Below are 17,449 nucleotides of genomic sequence, written 5' to 3' on the forward strand. Positions count from 1 at the left end.
TACCCTCCAAATATGAAAGTGCGTTCTTACCAGGACCTTGGATACGACTTCCTCGTCCCAGAATCGTTCAGTGCAACGATGTTACCGGAGTGGCGGTTGGCGTCTTTTTCTCTGGTGCTTCCCATCCCGGAAGCCGCGAGCCTGACTGCGGACGGCAAACCGTTCGACCTCGGTGCACACGGCTGGGCTTACGGCCGCGACAAGGGGCTGCGCACCATCGAAAACCCGATGTGGGACCCGGCGCGCGGCGTTTTCCGCAAGCCGGACGAGCGCGAGGGCTACTACGGCGATGTCATCGTCGAAGGTGGCAGGCCGTATTACAACGACGCGCGCAACCGGTTTTTGGAGCCGGTGCACGACGCCGTGGGTGCAGGCTCCGTGGACGCGGACGTGAAGCGCACCGCCGACGCCCGCCCGCACGCGAACCGGGAGGTGTTCAACCACTCGGAGCTGGATGAGGTGGTGGAGGCTAACCGGAGGCGTCGGAAAGCAAATGCCACCGCCGCCGAAGAGATGGACCTTGCTGACGCGGGCTGGGACCCCGCTATCGCCGCGCACCACTTTGTCTTCGACGAAGTGCCCAACGAAACCGCCTTCGAGCTGGTCAACTACGACCACCAGGTGGCGTGGGAGGACCAGGTGCGCGGCACGCGCGGAAGCCACGGCACCGCGACGCTGCGGTTGCTGTCGGCGGAGGTGCTGCAGTTCCACGACCTGCACCTGACCAACCTGGCCGCCAAGGTGCCGGAGCCGGCGCACGTGGTCAGCGACTTCTTGGTGCTCAACGTCGTGGCGGAAAACCTCTCCTCGGCCACGCTGGGTTTTTTAAGCGCCGCGTTGACCAAGCCGCGCAACTCGGTGCAGTTCTACGACCGCGCAGGCGACTACGACTACAGCCCGCCGCAGCTGTACGCCCTGACCAAGTTCGTCAACCTCGCCGTGCGCGAAATCGACGCCGCCATGGGGCGTGAAACCTCCATGAAGCTGTCCACCAGCGGCGGGCTCGTGGCCACCTGCGAAGGCGGTTGCTCGAGCACATTCACGTTGCCCGCCCCGCAGCGCGTGGCCATGGCCATCCCCAACCCCGCGAAGCCGCAGTCGGTGCTGGACACCTTGAGCGAGGGCAACAACGGCTCGGTGCCTTCGCGTATCGACGCTCCGTTCGTCCTCGACGACCCGGACAGCACCTGGAAGTGGCACGAGCAATGGGCCTGGCAGATCCTCACCGGGGCGGACTCCTACCCCGAGCAGGTGCCGCTGCAAACGCCCGAGGCGCTAAGCGGGTTCGTGGCGGCGAAGCTGTCTTCCTGGACCGTGATGACCTCTGAGGCCGGCGTGGGCATGGTGCGCAGCAAATCCGCCAGCCGCGAAGGCATGCGCTACTGGTCGTTGGCCAACACCCGGTTCGTGGACCTGGTGATGCTGCAGATGCGCGCCCAGGCGGGCGAAACACACCTGCGCAAGTCCCTGAAAATCATCGGCGACTCCGCGGCGCACACCAGCCGTGCGGATGGCGCCGCCGGTTCGGAGCAGGTGCAGCGCCAAGCGTTGCAGGCGGATCTGGAGCGCCTGGAGAAGCTGCAGCTGGACCACATTGAGATCCGCGACAAGCTGTGGTTTAGGCGCGTGCCGGGCCGCGACATCGACACCCGCGTGCTCAAAGGGCTGCAGCGCACCACCGGCTTCGACCAGCTACGCGACGACTTCGACACCAAGGTCAAGTCCCGCCAAGGCGTGATCCGTACCCAGTTCGAGCAGGTCTCCGGCGAAATCGCCGAGGCGGAGGCGAAGCGCTCCGAGGCGATGAACCTGATTCTGGGCTTCGTCGCCGCGGCCATCGGTGCCCCGGACTGGGCCCAGGCCGCCGGCTGGGAGGGCCTGTGGGGCAACCTCGGCATGGGGCTGATCATCTTCGTGCTGATGTTCGCCCTGGTGGGCGCCCTGCAGGCGGTGTTCAGGAAGGCCACGAAGCAGGGCCGGCACCTCCGCCTCGTGGAGGAGTAACTACTCCTCGCCGTCGGTGGACAGCGCAGCCACGAACGCTTCCTGCGGCACGGTGACAGAGCCGATGTTCTTCATGCGCTTCTTACCGGCCTTCTGCTTCTCCAAAAGCTTGCGCTTGCGGGAGATGTCGCCGCCGTAGCACTTGGACAGCACGTCCTTGCGCAGCGCACGGATGTTTTCGCGGGCGATGATCTTCGAGCCGATGGCGGCCTGGACCGGCACCTCGAACTGCTGGCGCGGGATGAGCTCCTTGAGCTTCTTGGTCATCTTGTTGCCGTACCACTGCGCGGAATCCTTGTGCACGATGGCGGAGAAGGCGTCCACCGGCTCGCCCTGCAGCAGGATGTCCACCTTGACCAGGTCGGCGAGCTGCTCGCCGGCCTCCTCGTAATTCAGCGACGCGTAGCCCTTGGTGCGGGACTTCAGCATGTCGAAGAAGTCGAAGATGATCTCGCCGAGCGGCATGATGTAGCGCAACTCCACGCGGTCCTCAGACAGGTACTCCATGTTCTTCATCTGGCCGCGCTTGGACTGGCACAGCTCCATCGTGGAGCCCACGAACTCCTGGGGCACGATGATGGTCATGTTCACGATCGGCTCGTAGACCTCGGGGATCTTGCCGCTGGGCCAGTCCGACGGGTTGTGCACGATCTGCTCGGTGCCGTCCTCGGCCACCACGCGGTAGGTCACGGACGGTGCGGTGGAGATCAGGTCCAGGTCGAACTCGCGCTCCAAGCGGGTGCGGGTGATCTCCATGTGCAGCAGGCCCAAAAATCCACAACGGAAGCCGAAGCCCAGCGCAACGGAGGTTTCCGGCTCCCAGGTCAAGGAAGCGTCGTTAAGCTGCAGCTTCTCCAAGCTCTCGCGCAGCGTGGGGAAGTCTTCCTGGCTCACCGGGAACAGGCCCGAGTAGACCATGGGCTTGACGTCTTCGAAGCCCTCCAACGGCTCCTCGGCGCCCTTGGAGGCCCAGGTGACGGTGTCGCCGACTCGGGTGTCGCGCACGTCTTTCACGCCGGTGATGAGGTAGCCCACCTCGCCGGGGCCCAAACCCTTCGTCTTTTTCATGGTGGGCGAGACGACGCCGATTTCGAGGATCTCCAGCGTCTTGCCGGTGTTCATCATCTGCACCTTCTGGTTCGGCTCGAGCTTGCCGTCCATCATGCGGATGTAGGTGACCACGCCGCGGTAGGTGTCATACACCGAGTCGAAGATCAGCGCGCGGGCCGGTGCGTCGGCGTCGGTCGCTGCCGCGCCCGAAGGGGAGGAAGGAGAAGGAATCAGGTCCACCACGCGGTCCAACAGCTCCGGCACGCCCTCGCCCGTCTTGCCGGAAACGCGCAGCACGTCCTCCGGCTCGCAGCCGATGATGTTGGCGATCTCCAGGGCGTACTTCTCCGGGTCCGCCGCCGGCAGGTCGATCTTGTTCAGCACCGGGATGATCTCGAGGTCGTTGTCGATGGCCATGTAGAGGTTGGCCAGGGTTTGCGCCTCGATGCCCTGGGCAGCGTCGACAAGCAAAATTGCCCCCTCGCAGGCGTCCAAACTGCGGGCGACCTCGTAGGAGAAGTCCACGTGGCCTGGGGTGTCGATCATCTGCAGCACCATCTGCTCGCCGACGTGATCGCCGGTCTTCGGCACCCACGGCAGGCGCACGTTCTGCGCCTTGATGGTGATGCCGCGTTCGCGCTCGATATCCATGTTGTCGAGGTACTGGTCGCGCATCTCGCGCTCGTCGACAACGTTGGACAGCTGCAAAATGCGGTCTGCCAGCGTGGACTTGCCGTGGTCGATGTGCGCGATGATGCAGAAGTTGCGGATCCGGGCGGGGTCCGTGAACGTTTCCTCTGCAAAGTTTTTCGATTTGGCGGCCATAGTTGCCACATCCTACTTTGCGAGCCCCGCGCTACGGTATGCACCATGCCTTACCACCGTTTAGGACTTGTCTCCCGCTACCGGCCCGCTACGTGGTGGCGGGCACTGATCGAGCTCGTGGTGCTGGTCGCGTTCGTGGCCCTGTTTGCGGTTGCGTCGGTGATCGCCCTCGGGCTGGCCGCCGGGTCCTCCGGCCGCGACTTCGAAATGCTCGTCGAGGGCTCGACGGACCCGCTCAGCCCGCTCGTGCAGGTGCTGATCATCGCGGCGATCCTGCCGGCGCCGTTTCTCGCCGCGCGCATCGCCGGGCGCCGCCCATCGGCGCTGTTCAGCACCGCGCTTGGAATGCGGTGGGGTGTGCTCGGGCGCGCGCTTGTAGTCGTCGGCGCGGTCTACGGGGCGCAAGTGCTTATCGACGCCTTCCGGGGCGCCCACGCCGAAGCCACCGTCAACCCGTTCCGGCTGACCCTCCTCGCGGCGCTGCTGATCGCCGTGCCGCTGCAGTCCGCCGCCGAGGAGTTCCTCTTCCGCGGCGCGCTGCCGCAGATCCTCGGGCAGTGGCGGGCGCCCGCGTGGCTGGCCTACCTGCTGCCGGGCATCGCCTTTGTGGCGGGCCACGCCTACAACTGGGTCGGGCTCATCGACATCGCCATATTCGCCGTGTGCACCGCGGTGCTGACCTGGCGCACGGGCGGGCTCGAGGCGTCGATTGCGCTGCACGCCGTGAGCAACACGATCTTCTTCGGCTACGGGGCGCTGGACATGGTGGACCCGAACGCGACGGAGATCGGTTGGCAGCAGATGCTGGGCGCCTCGCTGATGACCGTCGTGTGCACCGCCCTCCTTCTGTGGGCGCTGCGGGGGATTTCAGCAGAACAGCAGAAACCCCTTGTCCCGGCAGACACGAAAGCTTAAGGTTGCAGATAACTGCAATGTGGAGGTGCCAACGTGGCGTTCGAGCGATTTAAGCGCAAAGGCGCGCGACCCCGCACGGCATCGCTCGACCAAGGCCTGGCCCTGCTGCACGACCGGGTGACCAACCAGATTGAGATGCGCCGCAAGCGCGCCTCGCGCGTGGACGTGCGCCCCACCGGCTCGGTGCCCCGCAACGTCTACTACGCCCCCGACATGGACGGCGGCGCCGAACCCGGCGAGGTGGTGTGGGTGACCGTGCCGTCGCACCCGCCGAAAGAGCGCTCCATGCTGGTGGTGGGCCGCGAGCACAGCGACATCTTGGGCCTGCTCATCTCCCCGGAAGAGGAGCACGCGGAGGACGACCGCTGGTTTGAAATCGGCCCCGGCGACTGGGACGCCTCAGGCCATCCGTGCTGGGTGCGCCTGGACAAAACGCTCGTGGTACCGGAGGCCGACGTGCACCGGCGCGGCACCACCGTGCCGCAGCGCCGCTTCGAGCGGGTGGCAAACACGCTGCGTGAGCGCTTCCAGTGGTTGTAAGGGCAGTTTGGCCCGCACCGCCGGTGCTGTTATCCTGCTCGAGTTGACCGTTACCGGCCACCTACGGGTGCGCACTGCTACGCGGGCAGGACCTTGGGTTCGCGTTCATAGCCAAAGCAGTGCGCGAAATACCCCGGCTGGGACGACGACATCCATGTTCGATTGAGAAACCAAGAGGTATTTCATAATGGCTAACATCAAGCAGCAGAAGAAGCGCGTCCTCACCAACGAGAAGCGCCGCATGCGCAACAAGTCCGTCCGCTCCGCCACCCGCACGGAGATCCGCAAGTTCCGCGAGGCTGTGGAGTCCGGCGACAAGGCTGCCGCTGAGGCGCAGCTGCGCGTGGCTTCCCGCAAGCTGGACAAGGCTGTGACCAAGGGCGTGTTCCACCGCAACTCCGCAGCGAACAAGAAGTCCAACATGGCCCGCGCCCTGAACAAGATGGACTAATTCCGTCATGTTCCGCCCCGTGCATCGTTGAATCGGTGCGCGGGGCGTTTCGTGTATCAAGACCCCATTTGAAGAGAAAAGAATACTGCCGTGAAACACTCCCGCCGCGCGCTGGCTGCCGCGCTTGCCACTTCCCTGTCTCTGTCGTTGCCGGTACCGGCCGAGGCGCAGCAGCTGAGCTCCTCGCCCGAATTTGAGGAGCTTCTGGCCCGCTACGCCCCGGGCGTGGACCCGGAGCAGGTGCGTGCGCTCGGGGTGCTGGCCGCACTTGTGGCCAGCATCGCGATTGCGATTCCGATGGTGAAAAACGGCAAGGTCACATCGCCGTCGCGCGAGCACACCCACTCGCTGCAGGTGGACGGGCGCAGCCGCACCTACGACGTGGTGCTGCCGCGCGGCTATGACTCAGAGAAGTCCTACCCGGTGGTGCTGGGCTTCGGCGGCTGGCACCACACCTCTGCCAACATGCACGACTACTCCAACTTGGAGAGCCAGTTCACGGACGCGATCGTGGTCTACGGCCAGGGCGTGGACAACGCGTGGGGCGGCGCGCCGTACGCGGACACCAGCATCGACGAGGATGTCGCGTACACCAAGGCCGTGCTTCGCGACGTCGCTTCGCGCTACAACGCCGACACCTCCCGCACCGTCGCCGTGGGCCTGTCCAACGGCGGCGGCATGGTCGCCGCGCTCGCCTGCCACGCCCCGGAGACAGTGCGCGGTGTCGCGTCGGTGGCGGGCGCGTTCTACTCCCCCACCGTCACCGGCTGCACATCCGGCGAGGTGCCCACGATGATCATGCACGGCACCAACGACGGCGTTGTCGGCTACAACGGCGGTTTCCGCCACGGCGCGCCTTTCGAGTCCGTCGAATCGGTGGCGCGCACCTTCGCCCGCAAGAACGATTGCTCCACGACGGCGTCGCAGTCGCGCTCGGGCAGCATCACCACCTTCGACTTCGAGCACTGCTCCGCACCTGTGCGCATCGAGCGCGTCGAGGGCGGCGGCCACACCTGGTTCGACTCGCCTAGCGCGACGCGCCAGACGGCGCAGTTTTTGCACCGCTACCTCTAGATCACGCTGACCAGCCCGCGGGCAATGAGCACAGCGCCGACCACCATGAAAAACGCGCCCGCGACGATGTCGATGTAGGGCCCGGCGCGGAGGAACTTCCGGCGCACGCGTTCTGCCGAGGTGATCTGCGCGACCGCCCCGAACAGGGCGAACGAGCTGAGCCAGAGCGCGGCGATGACAATCACCGCGGTTGCCAGTGAGGGGTTCGCGGGCAAAAGCGGCGCGATCATGGCGGTCAGCGCGACCACGATTTTGGGGTTGGCCAGGTTGGTGGCCAGACCTCGTCGATAGGCAGCTTGCACCGAGCCCAACCGCTGCACCGCTTCCTCCAGATCCGCGGGTGGATCGTGCCTGTCGCGCAGCCCGCCGCGCAGGTTGTGCTGGCCCATCCAGATCAGCGCCGCGCCACCGAGAATCTGGATGGCGGCGACGGCCTGCGGCACCGCGTGCAACAGCGCCGCCGCGCCCACGACGGTGAGCGTGAACCACAGCGCGGCGCCGGTGTGGATACCCAGGTTGGTCGCCCAGGCGTGCTTTCGCGAGCGGGTCGCCGTGCGCATGAGCAGGACCATGTCCGGGCCGGGGGCGGCGGCGCCAACCAGGTTGAGCCCGACGATGACCGCAAGATCGCCCGGCGCGATCATGCCAGCTCCGCGATGCGCCGCACCGCGTTTTCGAGGGCGAACTCCGGGTCGCCGCCTTGGCCCTTCACCTCGGCGTCGAGGTCAGAGACGATGATCACGGCGTGGGACACCGCATCCCCGCTCCACTGGCGCGCCACCTGCATGGTCTTTTTCGCCACGTACGGGTGCATGCCGACGGTGCGCGCCAACTGATCCGGGTTGCCGCGCACGCCGTGCAGTTTGGCAATGTCGCCGACCTTGCGCGCGAGCGCCGCCGCGATGGACACCGGGCTGGTGCCCAGCTGCAGCGCGCGGCGCGTGGAGGCGAGCGCCCGGTCCGCGCGTCCCGCCACTGCCTGGTCCGCGATGTCGAAACCGGCGACCTCAGCCACGCCCACGTAGTAGGCACGCACCGATTCGACGGTGAGCTCGCCCTCGGTGTCGCTGACCAGCTGGCTGACGGCGGAGGCGAGCTCGCGCAGGTCCGAGCCGACCGATTCAAGCACGGCCGCCGCCACATCCGGGGTGGGGCGCACGCCGTGGCTGCGGAACTCCTCCATCAGCCACGAGCGGCGCTCGTTGTCTTTCAGCGGATCGGCCTTGTGCACCTCGGCGACCTTGGCGAACTTCTTCACCATCGCCTTTTGGCGCCCGCCACCGGTGTGCTCGACGATCAGCGTGATGCCCGGCGCGGGGTTCACACACGCCTGCAGGAGGATCTCGGTGGGCTCCTTGCCGGCGAGTTCTGCGTGCTTGACCACCACTACGCGGTCCTCCGCGAACAGCGACGGGCTGGTTGCCATCGCGATCTCCCCTTCGGAGACGTCGCCGGCGCGCAGGGTCGTCACCTCCATGCCTTCGCCGGCTTGGGCGACGATGGCTTTGGTTGCGCGCTCGGCGAGGAAATCGTCCTCGCCGAGCACCAGGTGCACGGGGTTGAGCATGCGCGCCATCTTACGTCCTGCTCCCGTGCCGCACCGAGTCCTGCACCTCGCGTGAACCGCCGAATGATTTCAGCGATTTTCTTTCGGATAACCCTGGCAAATTGATCACGAAGGCTTCATACTTTTATAGGAGTCTCTGCCGGGCGTCACTGCCCGGTAGCGCACCTGCTGCTTCGCACCGGACTGACACCATCAAACGGAAAAGGACCCCCTCTTTTGAGCACGCACGTCACTTCCCGCCACCGCGGCACGTCCATCGCGGCCGCCGCACTCGCCATCGCCACCGTTGCCCCACTCACCCACGCGGTGGTCTCCCCGGAGTCCACCCCCGACGCCGAAGCCGTCACTAACAGCAACCCTGCCGACCCGAAGTGGGCTGCCCCGGCCGGAACGATTGACGCAGACGCGATCAAAAACGGCTATGTCAACAGCGCCATCGACCTCACCAATGCCGCAAACCTGCTATCGGGGCGCGTCGGCGTGATGGAAACGACCGCGCCGTCGAGCATCTCCGACACCATGGGTCTCAACGGCGTGACGGTGTTCATGCAGTTCCGCGACAAGGACGGCACGCTTTCGCCCGTCTACGCGGCCCAGTCCCAGCGCCTGGCAGGGCAGGATGCCGGCGCGTATGCCTTCGACCTCCGCATGCGCGACGCCAAGGGCAACCTGGTCAAGGACAAAAAGGGCAACTACGTCTCCTTCTACGACGCCAACGGCAATCCCCACCTATTCGACGCCTCCGGCGTGGGCAACGGCCAGCAGGCCTACCGCCTGTGGGTGGCGGAGAAAGACCTGGTCAACCCGGAGACCGGAAACCCGTACGTCTACACCCGCCAATCCGGCGGCATCGTGCCCAACTCCTGGGTTGGAGTTGCCCCGGGCTCCGGCCAGTACCCGGCGGACGCGTCCGGCATGTTCCAGCTGGTCGGCACCAACATGCAGCGCACCGGCATCTTCCTCACAGAGGCGGTGGACCCCGCCAAGAACTACATGTCCGCCCCCAACGTCAAGGTGGACCCGCTCGGCCCACTGTCCAACCCGGCCGTCACCTTGTCGGTGACGGACACTATCTCCGGCTTTGTGTGGATGGACACGCTCAAGGGCGACCGCACGGTCGGTCCGCCCACCCGCAACACAGGCGACGGCGACACCAACCTCGAGGGCTACAACGTCTTCGCTTCGGTGCTGACTCCGGAGGCTCAGAAACGTGTCGAGGCGATCGAAAACGACTCCAAGATCACGCTGGCGCAGCGCGCCGGCGCGATCCAGGCCATGCTCAAGGACATGCGGGCAGCTGGCAAAGAGCCGATCGCGGTGACCGTCACCGGCAAAACCGACGCGAACGGACAGTACACCCTGCGCACCGGCTACAAGGACCTCACCGGCAACTCGCGCATGTACATGTGGGTCACGGACCCGAACGGCCAGCAGGTCAACGCTTACTCGCCGTTCCCCACCCCCGTGTTCCAGAAGTACAACGACAACGCAGGCGAAGCGCCCCGCCCGGCCGCGGCAATTGTGCCGAGCATGAACCCGGCGCCGGACAACTTCTACAACTTCGGTTTCGCGGTCCTGCCCTACGGCCCGGTGAAGCTGGACATCCCCAATTACGACCAGCTGCTCAACCCCGCGCCGCTGGGCGGCACCGCGCAGCTCAACGTCACCGGCACCCTCCCGCCGGTGAAGGGCAACCGCATCGTCTGGCGCAATGAAACCACCGGCAAGGTCGTCAAGGAATGCCCGGTGTCCTCCCTCGCCGAGGCGAACGCCTGCACCTTCCAGGTGTCCTCGGACCCGTCTGCGGCCGCCGGCACCGTGTACTCCGCGACGCTGTACAGCGGCGTCGGCGATCTGCTCGCCTCCGACTCCTTCATCGTCGCCCAGGGCCAAAACGCGGTGAGCCAGCCGGCCTACACCGCCAAGGAAACCTTCCCCGGCAGCGCCGTCACGCTGAATCAGACGGACACGTCGGTGCCGGCGGGCACGAAGTTCACCTACGGCACGCCTGTCGACGCCTCCGGAAACCCCGTTTCCGGCTGGACCACGCAACCCGCGTCGGACGCGGGGACCGGCGGGTTCTCCGCCACCCCGCCGGCGGGCGCCGAGCCGGGCGAGTACAAGATTCCCGTGCAGGTGGTCTACCCGGACGGCTCCCAGGAGACGGTCTACGCCACCGTCACCGTCAAGCCGACCCCGCAGGCGGACACGTTCACCCCACAGGGCCAGACCACCGAGGCTGTCGAGGGCACGTCCGTGCCAGAGGCCCGCTCCGCCATCGCGAACGTGGCGGACCTGCCCGGCGGTGCAACGTACACCTGGGAGGAGGCTCCCTCCACCGACAACGTCGGCGACGTCCCGGCCGTGGTGGTTGTGACCTACCCCGACGGCTCCGTGGACCGCGTGCCGGTGACTGTGCGCATCACCCCGGCCCCAGCGAAGCCGCTGAACCAGACCAACGACCCGGCCGGCCAGGACCAGACGGTAAACCTGGACGACACTCCGGTCGCGCGAGCTTCCATCGCCGACGCTGACCACATGCCGGCAGGCACGTTCTTCCGCTTCGAGTCGCCGGTGGACACCTCCACGTCCGGCGACAAGCAGGCCGACGTCATTGTCACCTACCCCGACGACACCGTGGACCGCGTGCCGGTGACGGTGCACGTGCGCTCCCAGGCGGAGCAGTTCGACCCGTCCGGGACGCAGCAGACGCTGGACAATGGTGCTGAGGTGGACCCGGAGGCGTCGATAAGCAACGCAGGCGACCTCCCCGAGGGCACCACCTTCGAGTTTGAGAAGGCGCCGGACACCTCCACGCCGGGCACCAAGGATGCCGTTGTGGTTGTGACGTACCCGGACGGCAGCGTGGACAAGGTTCCCGTGAAGGTCTCGGTGACGGCGCAAAACGAGCAGTACGACCCGCAGCCCGCGGTGCAGGTGGTGGACCAGAACACGGAACTCGACCCGGCGCTGTCGCTGCTTCCGAACCAGCAGCTTCCCGACGGCACCCGCATCGAATGGGCCACCACCCCGGACACCTCCACGCCGGGCACCAAGGACGGCGTGGTGCGCGTGACCTACCCCGACGGCACGACCGACGAAGTCAAGGTGCAGGTGGAGGTCCGCACCCAGGCGGACCAGTACGCCCCGGCGGCGAAGACGCAGACCGTGGACAACGGCACCACCCCGAAGGCGGAAGACTCCATCGCGGACGCAGGGTCGCTGCCGGAGGGCACCAAGATTGCCTGGGAGAGCGCACCCGACACCTCCTCCCCGGGTTCGAAGGACGCCGTGGTGGTGGTCACCTACCCCGACGGCTCCACCGAGAAGATCCCGGTGAGCGTGGTCGTGCGCACGCAGGCCGACGCGCTTAACCCCGAGGGCCAGGAGCGGACCGTGGACAACGGCAGCACGTTGGACCCGAAGGAGTCCATCACCAACGCCGGCGACCTGCCGGAGGGCACCAAGTTCACCTTTGAGACGCAGCCGTCGACCGATAAGCCCGGCACGTACACCACCAACGTCATCGTCACCTACCCCGACGGCAGCGTGGACACAGTGCCGGTGAAGGTCACCGTGCGCCCGCTTTCGGACACCACCGACCCGCAGGGCGCCGACGTCACCGTCGACAACGGCAGCCATGTCACAGCAGAAGACCTGCTGGCCAATGAGGACACGCTGCCGGAAGGCACCACGCTCGCGCTGGAGAACCCGGTGGACACCTCGAAGCCGGGGCAGCAGCAGGTCACCGTGGTGGTGACGTACCCGGACGGCTCCACCGATAAGGTCACCAAGACCGTGACGGTGCGCCCGCAGGCCGACACCAACACGCCTGAAAGCCAAACCATCGACGTGGTCAAAGGTGCGAAGGCGTACCCCGAGTCGGCGATCACCAACATCGGCGACCTGCCCGCCGGCACCACGTTCACCTGGGCCACCGAACCTGACACCTCGTCGTCCGGCACCCAAGACGCGGTGGTGCGCGTGACCTACCCGGACGGCTCCACCGAGGACGTGCCGGTGCAGGTCAACGTGACGCCGAAGCCGGCAGAGCCGATGAACACGACCAACGACCCCAACGGCCAAGACGTCACGGTCAAGGCGAAGAATGCGCTCGACGCCCGCACTGCCGTGGCGAATGCGGACTCGCTGCCGGCCGGCACGCACTTCGAGTTCGTCAACCCGCCGTCGACGGACGAACCCGGCACGTTCAACAACGTCGAGGTGCGGGTCGTGTACCCGGACGACACGGTCGACACCATCACCGTGACCGTCACGGTCACCCCGCTTGCCGACGACTACGCCCCCACCCCCGCGGAACAGACCGTGGACAACGGCGCCACCCCGGACGCGGCCGCGTCCATCGGCAACCTTGCCGACCTGCCGGCAGGAACCAAGGTCGAGTGGGACAGCGCCCCCGACACCTCCACCCCCGGCGACAAGCCCGGCAAGGTGAAGGTGACCTACCCGGACGGCTCCACCGACACCGTCGACGTCACCGTCACCGTGCGCCCGCAGGCCGACACCCTCACCCCCGCGCCCAAGGTGCGCACCGTGGAAAACGGCGCCAAGGACCTGCGCCCGGAGGACTCCATCGCGAACACGGACGAGCTGCCCGGCGCCACCTACACCTGGGAGACACAGCCGGACACCACCAAACCTGGCGTCCAGGATGTCGCTATCACCGTCACCTACCCGGACGGCTCCTCCGAGGTGGTCACAACCCAGATTGTGGTCAGCTCACTTGCGGACGCGAACGAGCCGAAGGCCCAGCCGCAGACGGTGAATAGAGATGCTGCGGTGGACCCGGAGGCGTCGATAAGCAACGCAGGCGACCTGCCGGAAGGCACCACCTTCACCTTCGAATCCCCCGTGGACACCTCGACGTCCGGCACCAAGGACGCGGTGGTGCTGGTGACCTACCCGGATGGCTCCGTCGACCGAGTTGCCGTCAAGGTCAGCGTGCGCACCGACGAGCAGTACTACGCACCGGCCGGCAGGACCCAGACCGTCAACATCGGCGACGAGCCGGCGCCCGCCGCCTCCATCGTCCACCCGGATTCGCTGCCGGTGGGCACCAAGCTGACCTGGGAGACAGCGCCGGACACCTCGAGCGCCGGCGTGAAAGACGCCGTCGTGCGCGTGGAATACCCGGACGGTACCTCCGAGACCGTCAGCGTCAGCGTGAACGTCCGCTCCAACGAGCAGCAGTACACCCCGCACGCGGGGTTGCAGGTGGTGGACAAGGGCGCAGAACCGGCCGCTGCCGACTCCGTCGACAACGCCGGCGATCTTCCCGAGGGCACCGAGATCACCTGGGTGACCGCGCCCGTCACTTCCTCGCCCGGCCAGAAGACCGGCGAGGTCCTGGTGACCTACCCCGACGGCACCTCCGAGACCCTCCCGGTCGTGGTGCGGGTGCGCGACGACGCCGCGATGCACGAGCCCACCTCTACCGATCAGGTGGTTAACCAGGGCGACTCCGCCGACCCGCGCAACTCCCTCACCGGCGACTTGCCGGAGGGCACGAACCTCAGCTGGGAACAGCCGGTGGACACCTCCACCTCCGGTGTGAAGGACGCCGTAGTGGTGGTGACCTACCCGGACGGCTCCGTGGACCGCGTGCCGGCGAAGGTCATCGTGCGCACCCACACTGACCAGCACGACGCGACCGGCCAGGACATCACCGCCGTCGAAGGCGTGGACGCGCCGCCGGCCCGCACCGCCATCGCCAACGTGGCGGACCTGCCCGCCGACGCCACCTACACCTGGTCGGTGGCCCCCGATACCTCCGCCACCGGCGACGTCCCGGCAGTGGTGCTGGTGACCTACCCCGACGGCACGGTCGACCGCGTCCCGGTCACCGTCCACGTCGTCGCGGCACCGAAAACCCCGATGAACGAGGAGCACACGCCGAAACCCGCCGAGCAGACGGTCAACGTCGGCGACAGCGTCGTGCCGCGCGCTTCCGTGGACAACGTCTCCGACCTGCCTGCCGGCTCCTACTACGAGTTCGAGCAGCCGGTGGACACCTCCACCCCGGGTTCCAAGAACGCCACGGTGGTGGTGACCTACCCCGACGGCACCACCGACAAGGTCGACGTCACCGTCGTCGTGCGCTCCCAGGCCGACCAGTTCACCCCAGAGGGCCAGCCGCAGAGCACCAACCACGGGCAGGTGCCGGCGGCCACCGGCTCCATCGTCAACGCTGCCGGGCTGCCCGCCGGCACTACTGTGACCTGGAAGACCGAGCCGGACGTGTCCGCGCCGGGCACCAAGGACGCCGAGGTGCTGGTGACCTACCCGGACGGCTCCAGCGAGACCGTGAAGGTCAAGGTTGACGTCCGCGAGCAGTCGCAGCAGTTCAACCCGCAGGGCAAGGACCAGTCCGTGAAGGAGGGCGAGGCCCCTGAGGCTTCCGGGTCCATCGCCAACCCGAAGCTGCTGCCCGAAGGAACCACCATCACCTGGGAATCCGCGCCGGACACCTCCACCCCGGGCGTGAAGGACGCCACCGTGGTGGTGACCTACCCGGACGGCACCACCGACAAGGTCAACGTCAAGGTCACTGTCGGCTCCATGGCGGACCAGCACGACCCGGTGGGTCAGGACCAGACCGTCAATAGCGGCGACGTGCCGCAGGCCGGCAACTCCGTGGCCAACCTCTCCGACCTGCCGGCCGGCACCACAACCGGTTGGGAATCCGCCCCGGACACCTCCACCCCGGGTGCGAAGGACGCCACGGTGGTGGTGACCTACCCGGACGGCTCCACGGACACCGTCGATGTCACCATCGACGTTGCAAGCCAGGCCGAGCAGCAGGACCCGCAGGGCCAGGGCATCCAGGCCGTGGTGGACACACCCGCGCCGAACGCCGCCACCGCAATCAAAAACGCCTCCGACCTGCCGGCCGGCACCACCATCACCTGGGATGAGGAGCCCGACACCTCCAAGCCGGGCACCGTCCCTGCGACGGCGGTGGTGACTTACCCGGACAAGACCGAGGACCGCGTGCCGGTCGAGGTCACCGTCGTGGAAGCTCCCGCGACGCCGATGAACGAGTCCTACCAGCCCGACACCCGCCCGGTGTTTACGAAGCAGTTTGTGGACGCCCCTGCGGCCGCCACCGCCGTCATCAACGCCGACACCTTCCCGCCGGGCACCCACATCGAGTGGACCGCTAAACCGGACACCTCCGTGCCCGGCGAACAAACCGTGTCCGTCTCCGTGACGTACCCGGACGGCACGAAGGACGTCGCGGAGACCACCCTCACCGTGGGCCAGTCCCTGGCCACTACGCACACGCCGTTCTGGGACCAGACCCACGCCCAGCCGGGCGCGCGTGTGACCCTGCCGCAGGTCGGCGACCGCTCCTTGCCGGCCGGCACCACGTTCACCGTGGACAACCCGGCGTTTGTCATCGCCGACGCCGGCACTGCGTACTTCACCGTGCCGGCGGACGCGAAGCCCGGCGACGTGTTCACGACCACCGTGACCATCCGCTACCCGGACGGCTCCTACGAGACGGAGGAAATCCGTGTCACGGCGGGGATGGCCTACAACCCGAGCTACGGCGATCCCGTCGCCGCGGCACTCGGCGGCTCCGGCACCGCGCTGCTGACCTTCGAGGTTGTCCCGGACGTGTCCGAGGCCCACATCACCGCGGCCAACGACCACAACGGGCTGTGGCACATCTCCGACCCGGACGCGCACGGCAACATCACCGCAGTCGGGCCGACGCTGGAGACGCTGGCGAAGATGTACACCGGCAAGGAGTCGATCGCGGAGCTCGCATCGCTTTTCGACGCCTCCGCCGACGTCACCGTCACCTACCGCCCGGGCGTCCCTGCCGACGAGGATGTCACCGCACGGTTCTCGCTGGTGGCTGTCGACGGCACGCCGATGTCCGAGGTGACCGACTGGGACGCCGACGGCGTGTCCAACGAGGACGAAGTAGCCAAGGGCTCGAACCCGTTCGACCCGGCATCCGTGCCGGCCGGCACCGACACGGAGCCGGAGCAGCCGAACGGCGGCTACCCGCCGGAAATCACCGTCACCCCGGGCGACACCACCGAGGTCCCGACGCCGACGCTGCCGGACGGCACCACCGTCACCCCGGCACCGGAAACCCCGGACTGGGTCGAGGTCAAACCCGACGGCACCGTCGTGATCACCCCACCGGAAGACACCACCCCGGGCACCTACCCGGTCGAGGTGGAAATCACCCGCCCCGACAAGGAGCCGACCAAGGCCACCATCAAGGTCACGGTCGCAGACGGCACCGACACGGACCCGCAGCAGCCCGAGCCGGAGCAGCCGAACGGCGACTACCCGCCGGAAATCACCGTCACCCCGGGCGACACCACCGAGGTCCCGGCGCCGACACTGCCGGACGGCACCACCATCACCCCGGCACCGGAAACGCCCGACTGGGTCGAGGTCAAACCCGACGGCACCGTCGTGATCACCCCGCCGGAAGACACCACCCCGGGCACCTACCCGGTCGAAGTCGAAGTCACCCGCCCCGACAAGGAGCCGACAAAGGCCACCATCGAGGTCACGGTCACAGACGGCACTGGCGGCACCACCGAGACCCCCGCACCGTCCGGTTCTTCTGAGCTGACGGAGGAGGAGCGCGGGCGCTGCATCGCCACGGGCGTCGGCTTCGGCCTGCCGCTGCTGGCGCTGATCCCGATCGCGCTCGGCTCGCAGGTGCACCTACCGTGGGTCGACGAGATGTCGCAGCAGGTCAGCGCCGCGCTGCGCGACGCTAACACCCAGCTGCAGCAAAAGGTGGGCGTGTACAACCAGGACGTTGTCGACCAGGTTGAGAGCATCAACCGCCAGCTGCAGGAGTTCGGCCGCGAATACGGCACCGTCATCGGCGGCGCCGGCGCTGTCGCGGTGGTCGTGCTCGCTTCCGCACTCCTGTGGGAAAACTGCACCCCGGGCGAGCAGCTGAGCTCCGAGTCCAGCAGTAAGTAGTACTCGGGGTCAGGACGCCTGACTCGCGACGATGCGTC

Annotated in this window: 9 protein-coding genes; 6 read left to right on the forward strand and 3 right to left on the reverse strand. The window is 67.2% G+C overall.

All coding sequences use genetic code 11. From position 1 onward, the window contains the following. Positions 1–12 precede the first annotated feature (12 nt). Positions 13–2,004 (forward strand): hypothetical protein, encoded by a 1,992-nt coding sequence (locus tag O5O53_RS07980; protein WP_269511119.1) that lies wholly within the window; start codon positions 13–15, stop codon positions 2,002–2,004. Here the strand turns inward: O5O53_RS07980 and lepA are convergent, their stop codons facing one another. After that, positions 2,005–3,879, reverse strand: coding sequence for a translation elongation factor 4 (gene lepA, locus O5O53_RS07985; protein WP_239306248.1), 1,875 nt, complete (start codon positions 3,877–3,879; stop codon positions 2,005–2,007). Between the two features lie 45 nt (positions 3,880–3,924). On the opposite strand from lepA, the gene O5O53_RS07990 reads away from it, so the two are divergent. The 4 genes from O5O53_RS07990 to O5O53_RS08005 all read left to right on the forward strand — a co-directional run bounded on the left by O5O53_RS07990 (position 3,925) and on the right by O5O53_RS08005 (position 6,859). Then, complete coding sequence (locus tag O5O53_RS07990) at positions 3,925–4,794, forward strand: CPBP family intramembrane glutamic endopeptidase (protein WP_269511122.1); 870 nt, start codon at positions 3,925–3,927, stop codon at positions 4,792–4,794. Positions 4,795–4,827: 33 nt separating this feature from the next. Then, on the forward strand, positions 4,828–5,334 hold the full coding sequence (locus tag O5O53_RS07995; RefSeq protein WP_239306246.1) for a type II toxin-antitoxin system PemK/MazF family toxin: 507 nt from the start codon (positions 4,828–4,830) through the stop codon (positions 5,332–5,334). A 187-nt stretch (positions 5,335–5,521) separates the two neighbouring features. Next, positions 5,522–5,785, forward strand: coding sequence for a 30S ribosomal protein S20 (gene rpsT / locus O5O53_RS08000; RefSeq protein WP_038612735.1), 264 nt, complete (start codon positions 5,522–5,524; stop codon positions 5,783–5,785). A gap of 90 nt (positions 5,786–5,875) precedes the next feature. Continuing rightward, a complete protein-coding gene (locus O5O53_RS08005; RefSeq protein ID WP_269511125.1) occupies positions 5,876–6,859 on the forward strand; it encodes a CE1 family esterase in 984 nt (327 codons plus the stop codon). Here O5O53_RS08005 and O5O53_RS08010 read toward each other — a convergent pair. Both O5O53_RS08010 and holA read right to left on the reverse strand, forming a co-directional pair. Beyond that, positions 6,856–7,503, reverse strand: coding sequence for a LysE family translocator (locus tag O5O53_RS08010; protein ID WP_269511129.1), 648 nt, complete (start codon positions 7,501–7,503; stop codon positions 6,856–6,858). The two genes, O5O53_RS08005 and O5O53_RS08010, sit on opposite strands and share 4 nt — an antisense overlap. Next, entirely contained in the window at positions 7,500–8,435 is a 936-nt protein-coding gene (holA, locus tag O5O53_RS08015) for a DNA polymerase III subunit delta (RefSeq protein WP_269511132.1), read from the reverse strand. The genes O5O53_RS08010 and holA overlap by 4 nt, the downstream gene beginning before the upstream one ends. Before the next feature lie 207 nt (positions 8,436–8,642). Here holA and O5O53_RS08020 point away from each other — a divergent pair, with 207 nt between their 5' ends. Next, positions 8,643–17,411: a Rib/alpha-like domain-containing protein gene (locus O5O53_RS08020; RefSeq protein ID WP_269511136.1), complete on the forward strand. Its 8,769-nt coding sequence runs from the start codon at positions 8,643–8,645 to the stop codon at positions 17,409–17,411. Positions 17,412–17,449: the final 38 nt, after the last annotated feature.

The sequence above is a fragment of the Corynebacterium faecium genome (assembly GCF_027257105.1).
Lineage (GTDB): Bacteria > Actinomycetota > Actinomycetes > Mycobacteriales > Mycobacteriaceae > Corynebacterium > Corynebacterium lehmanniae.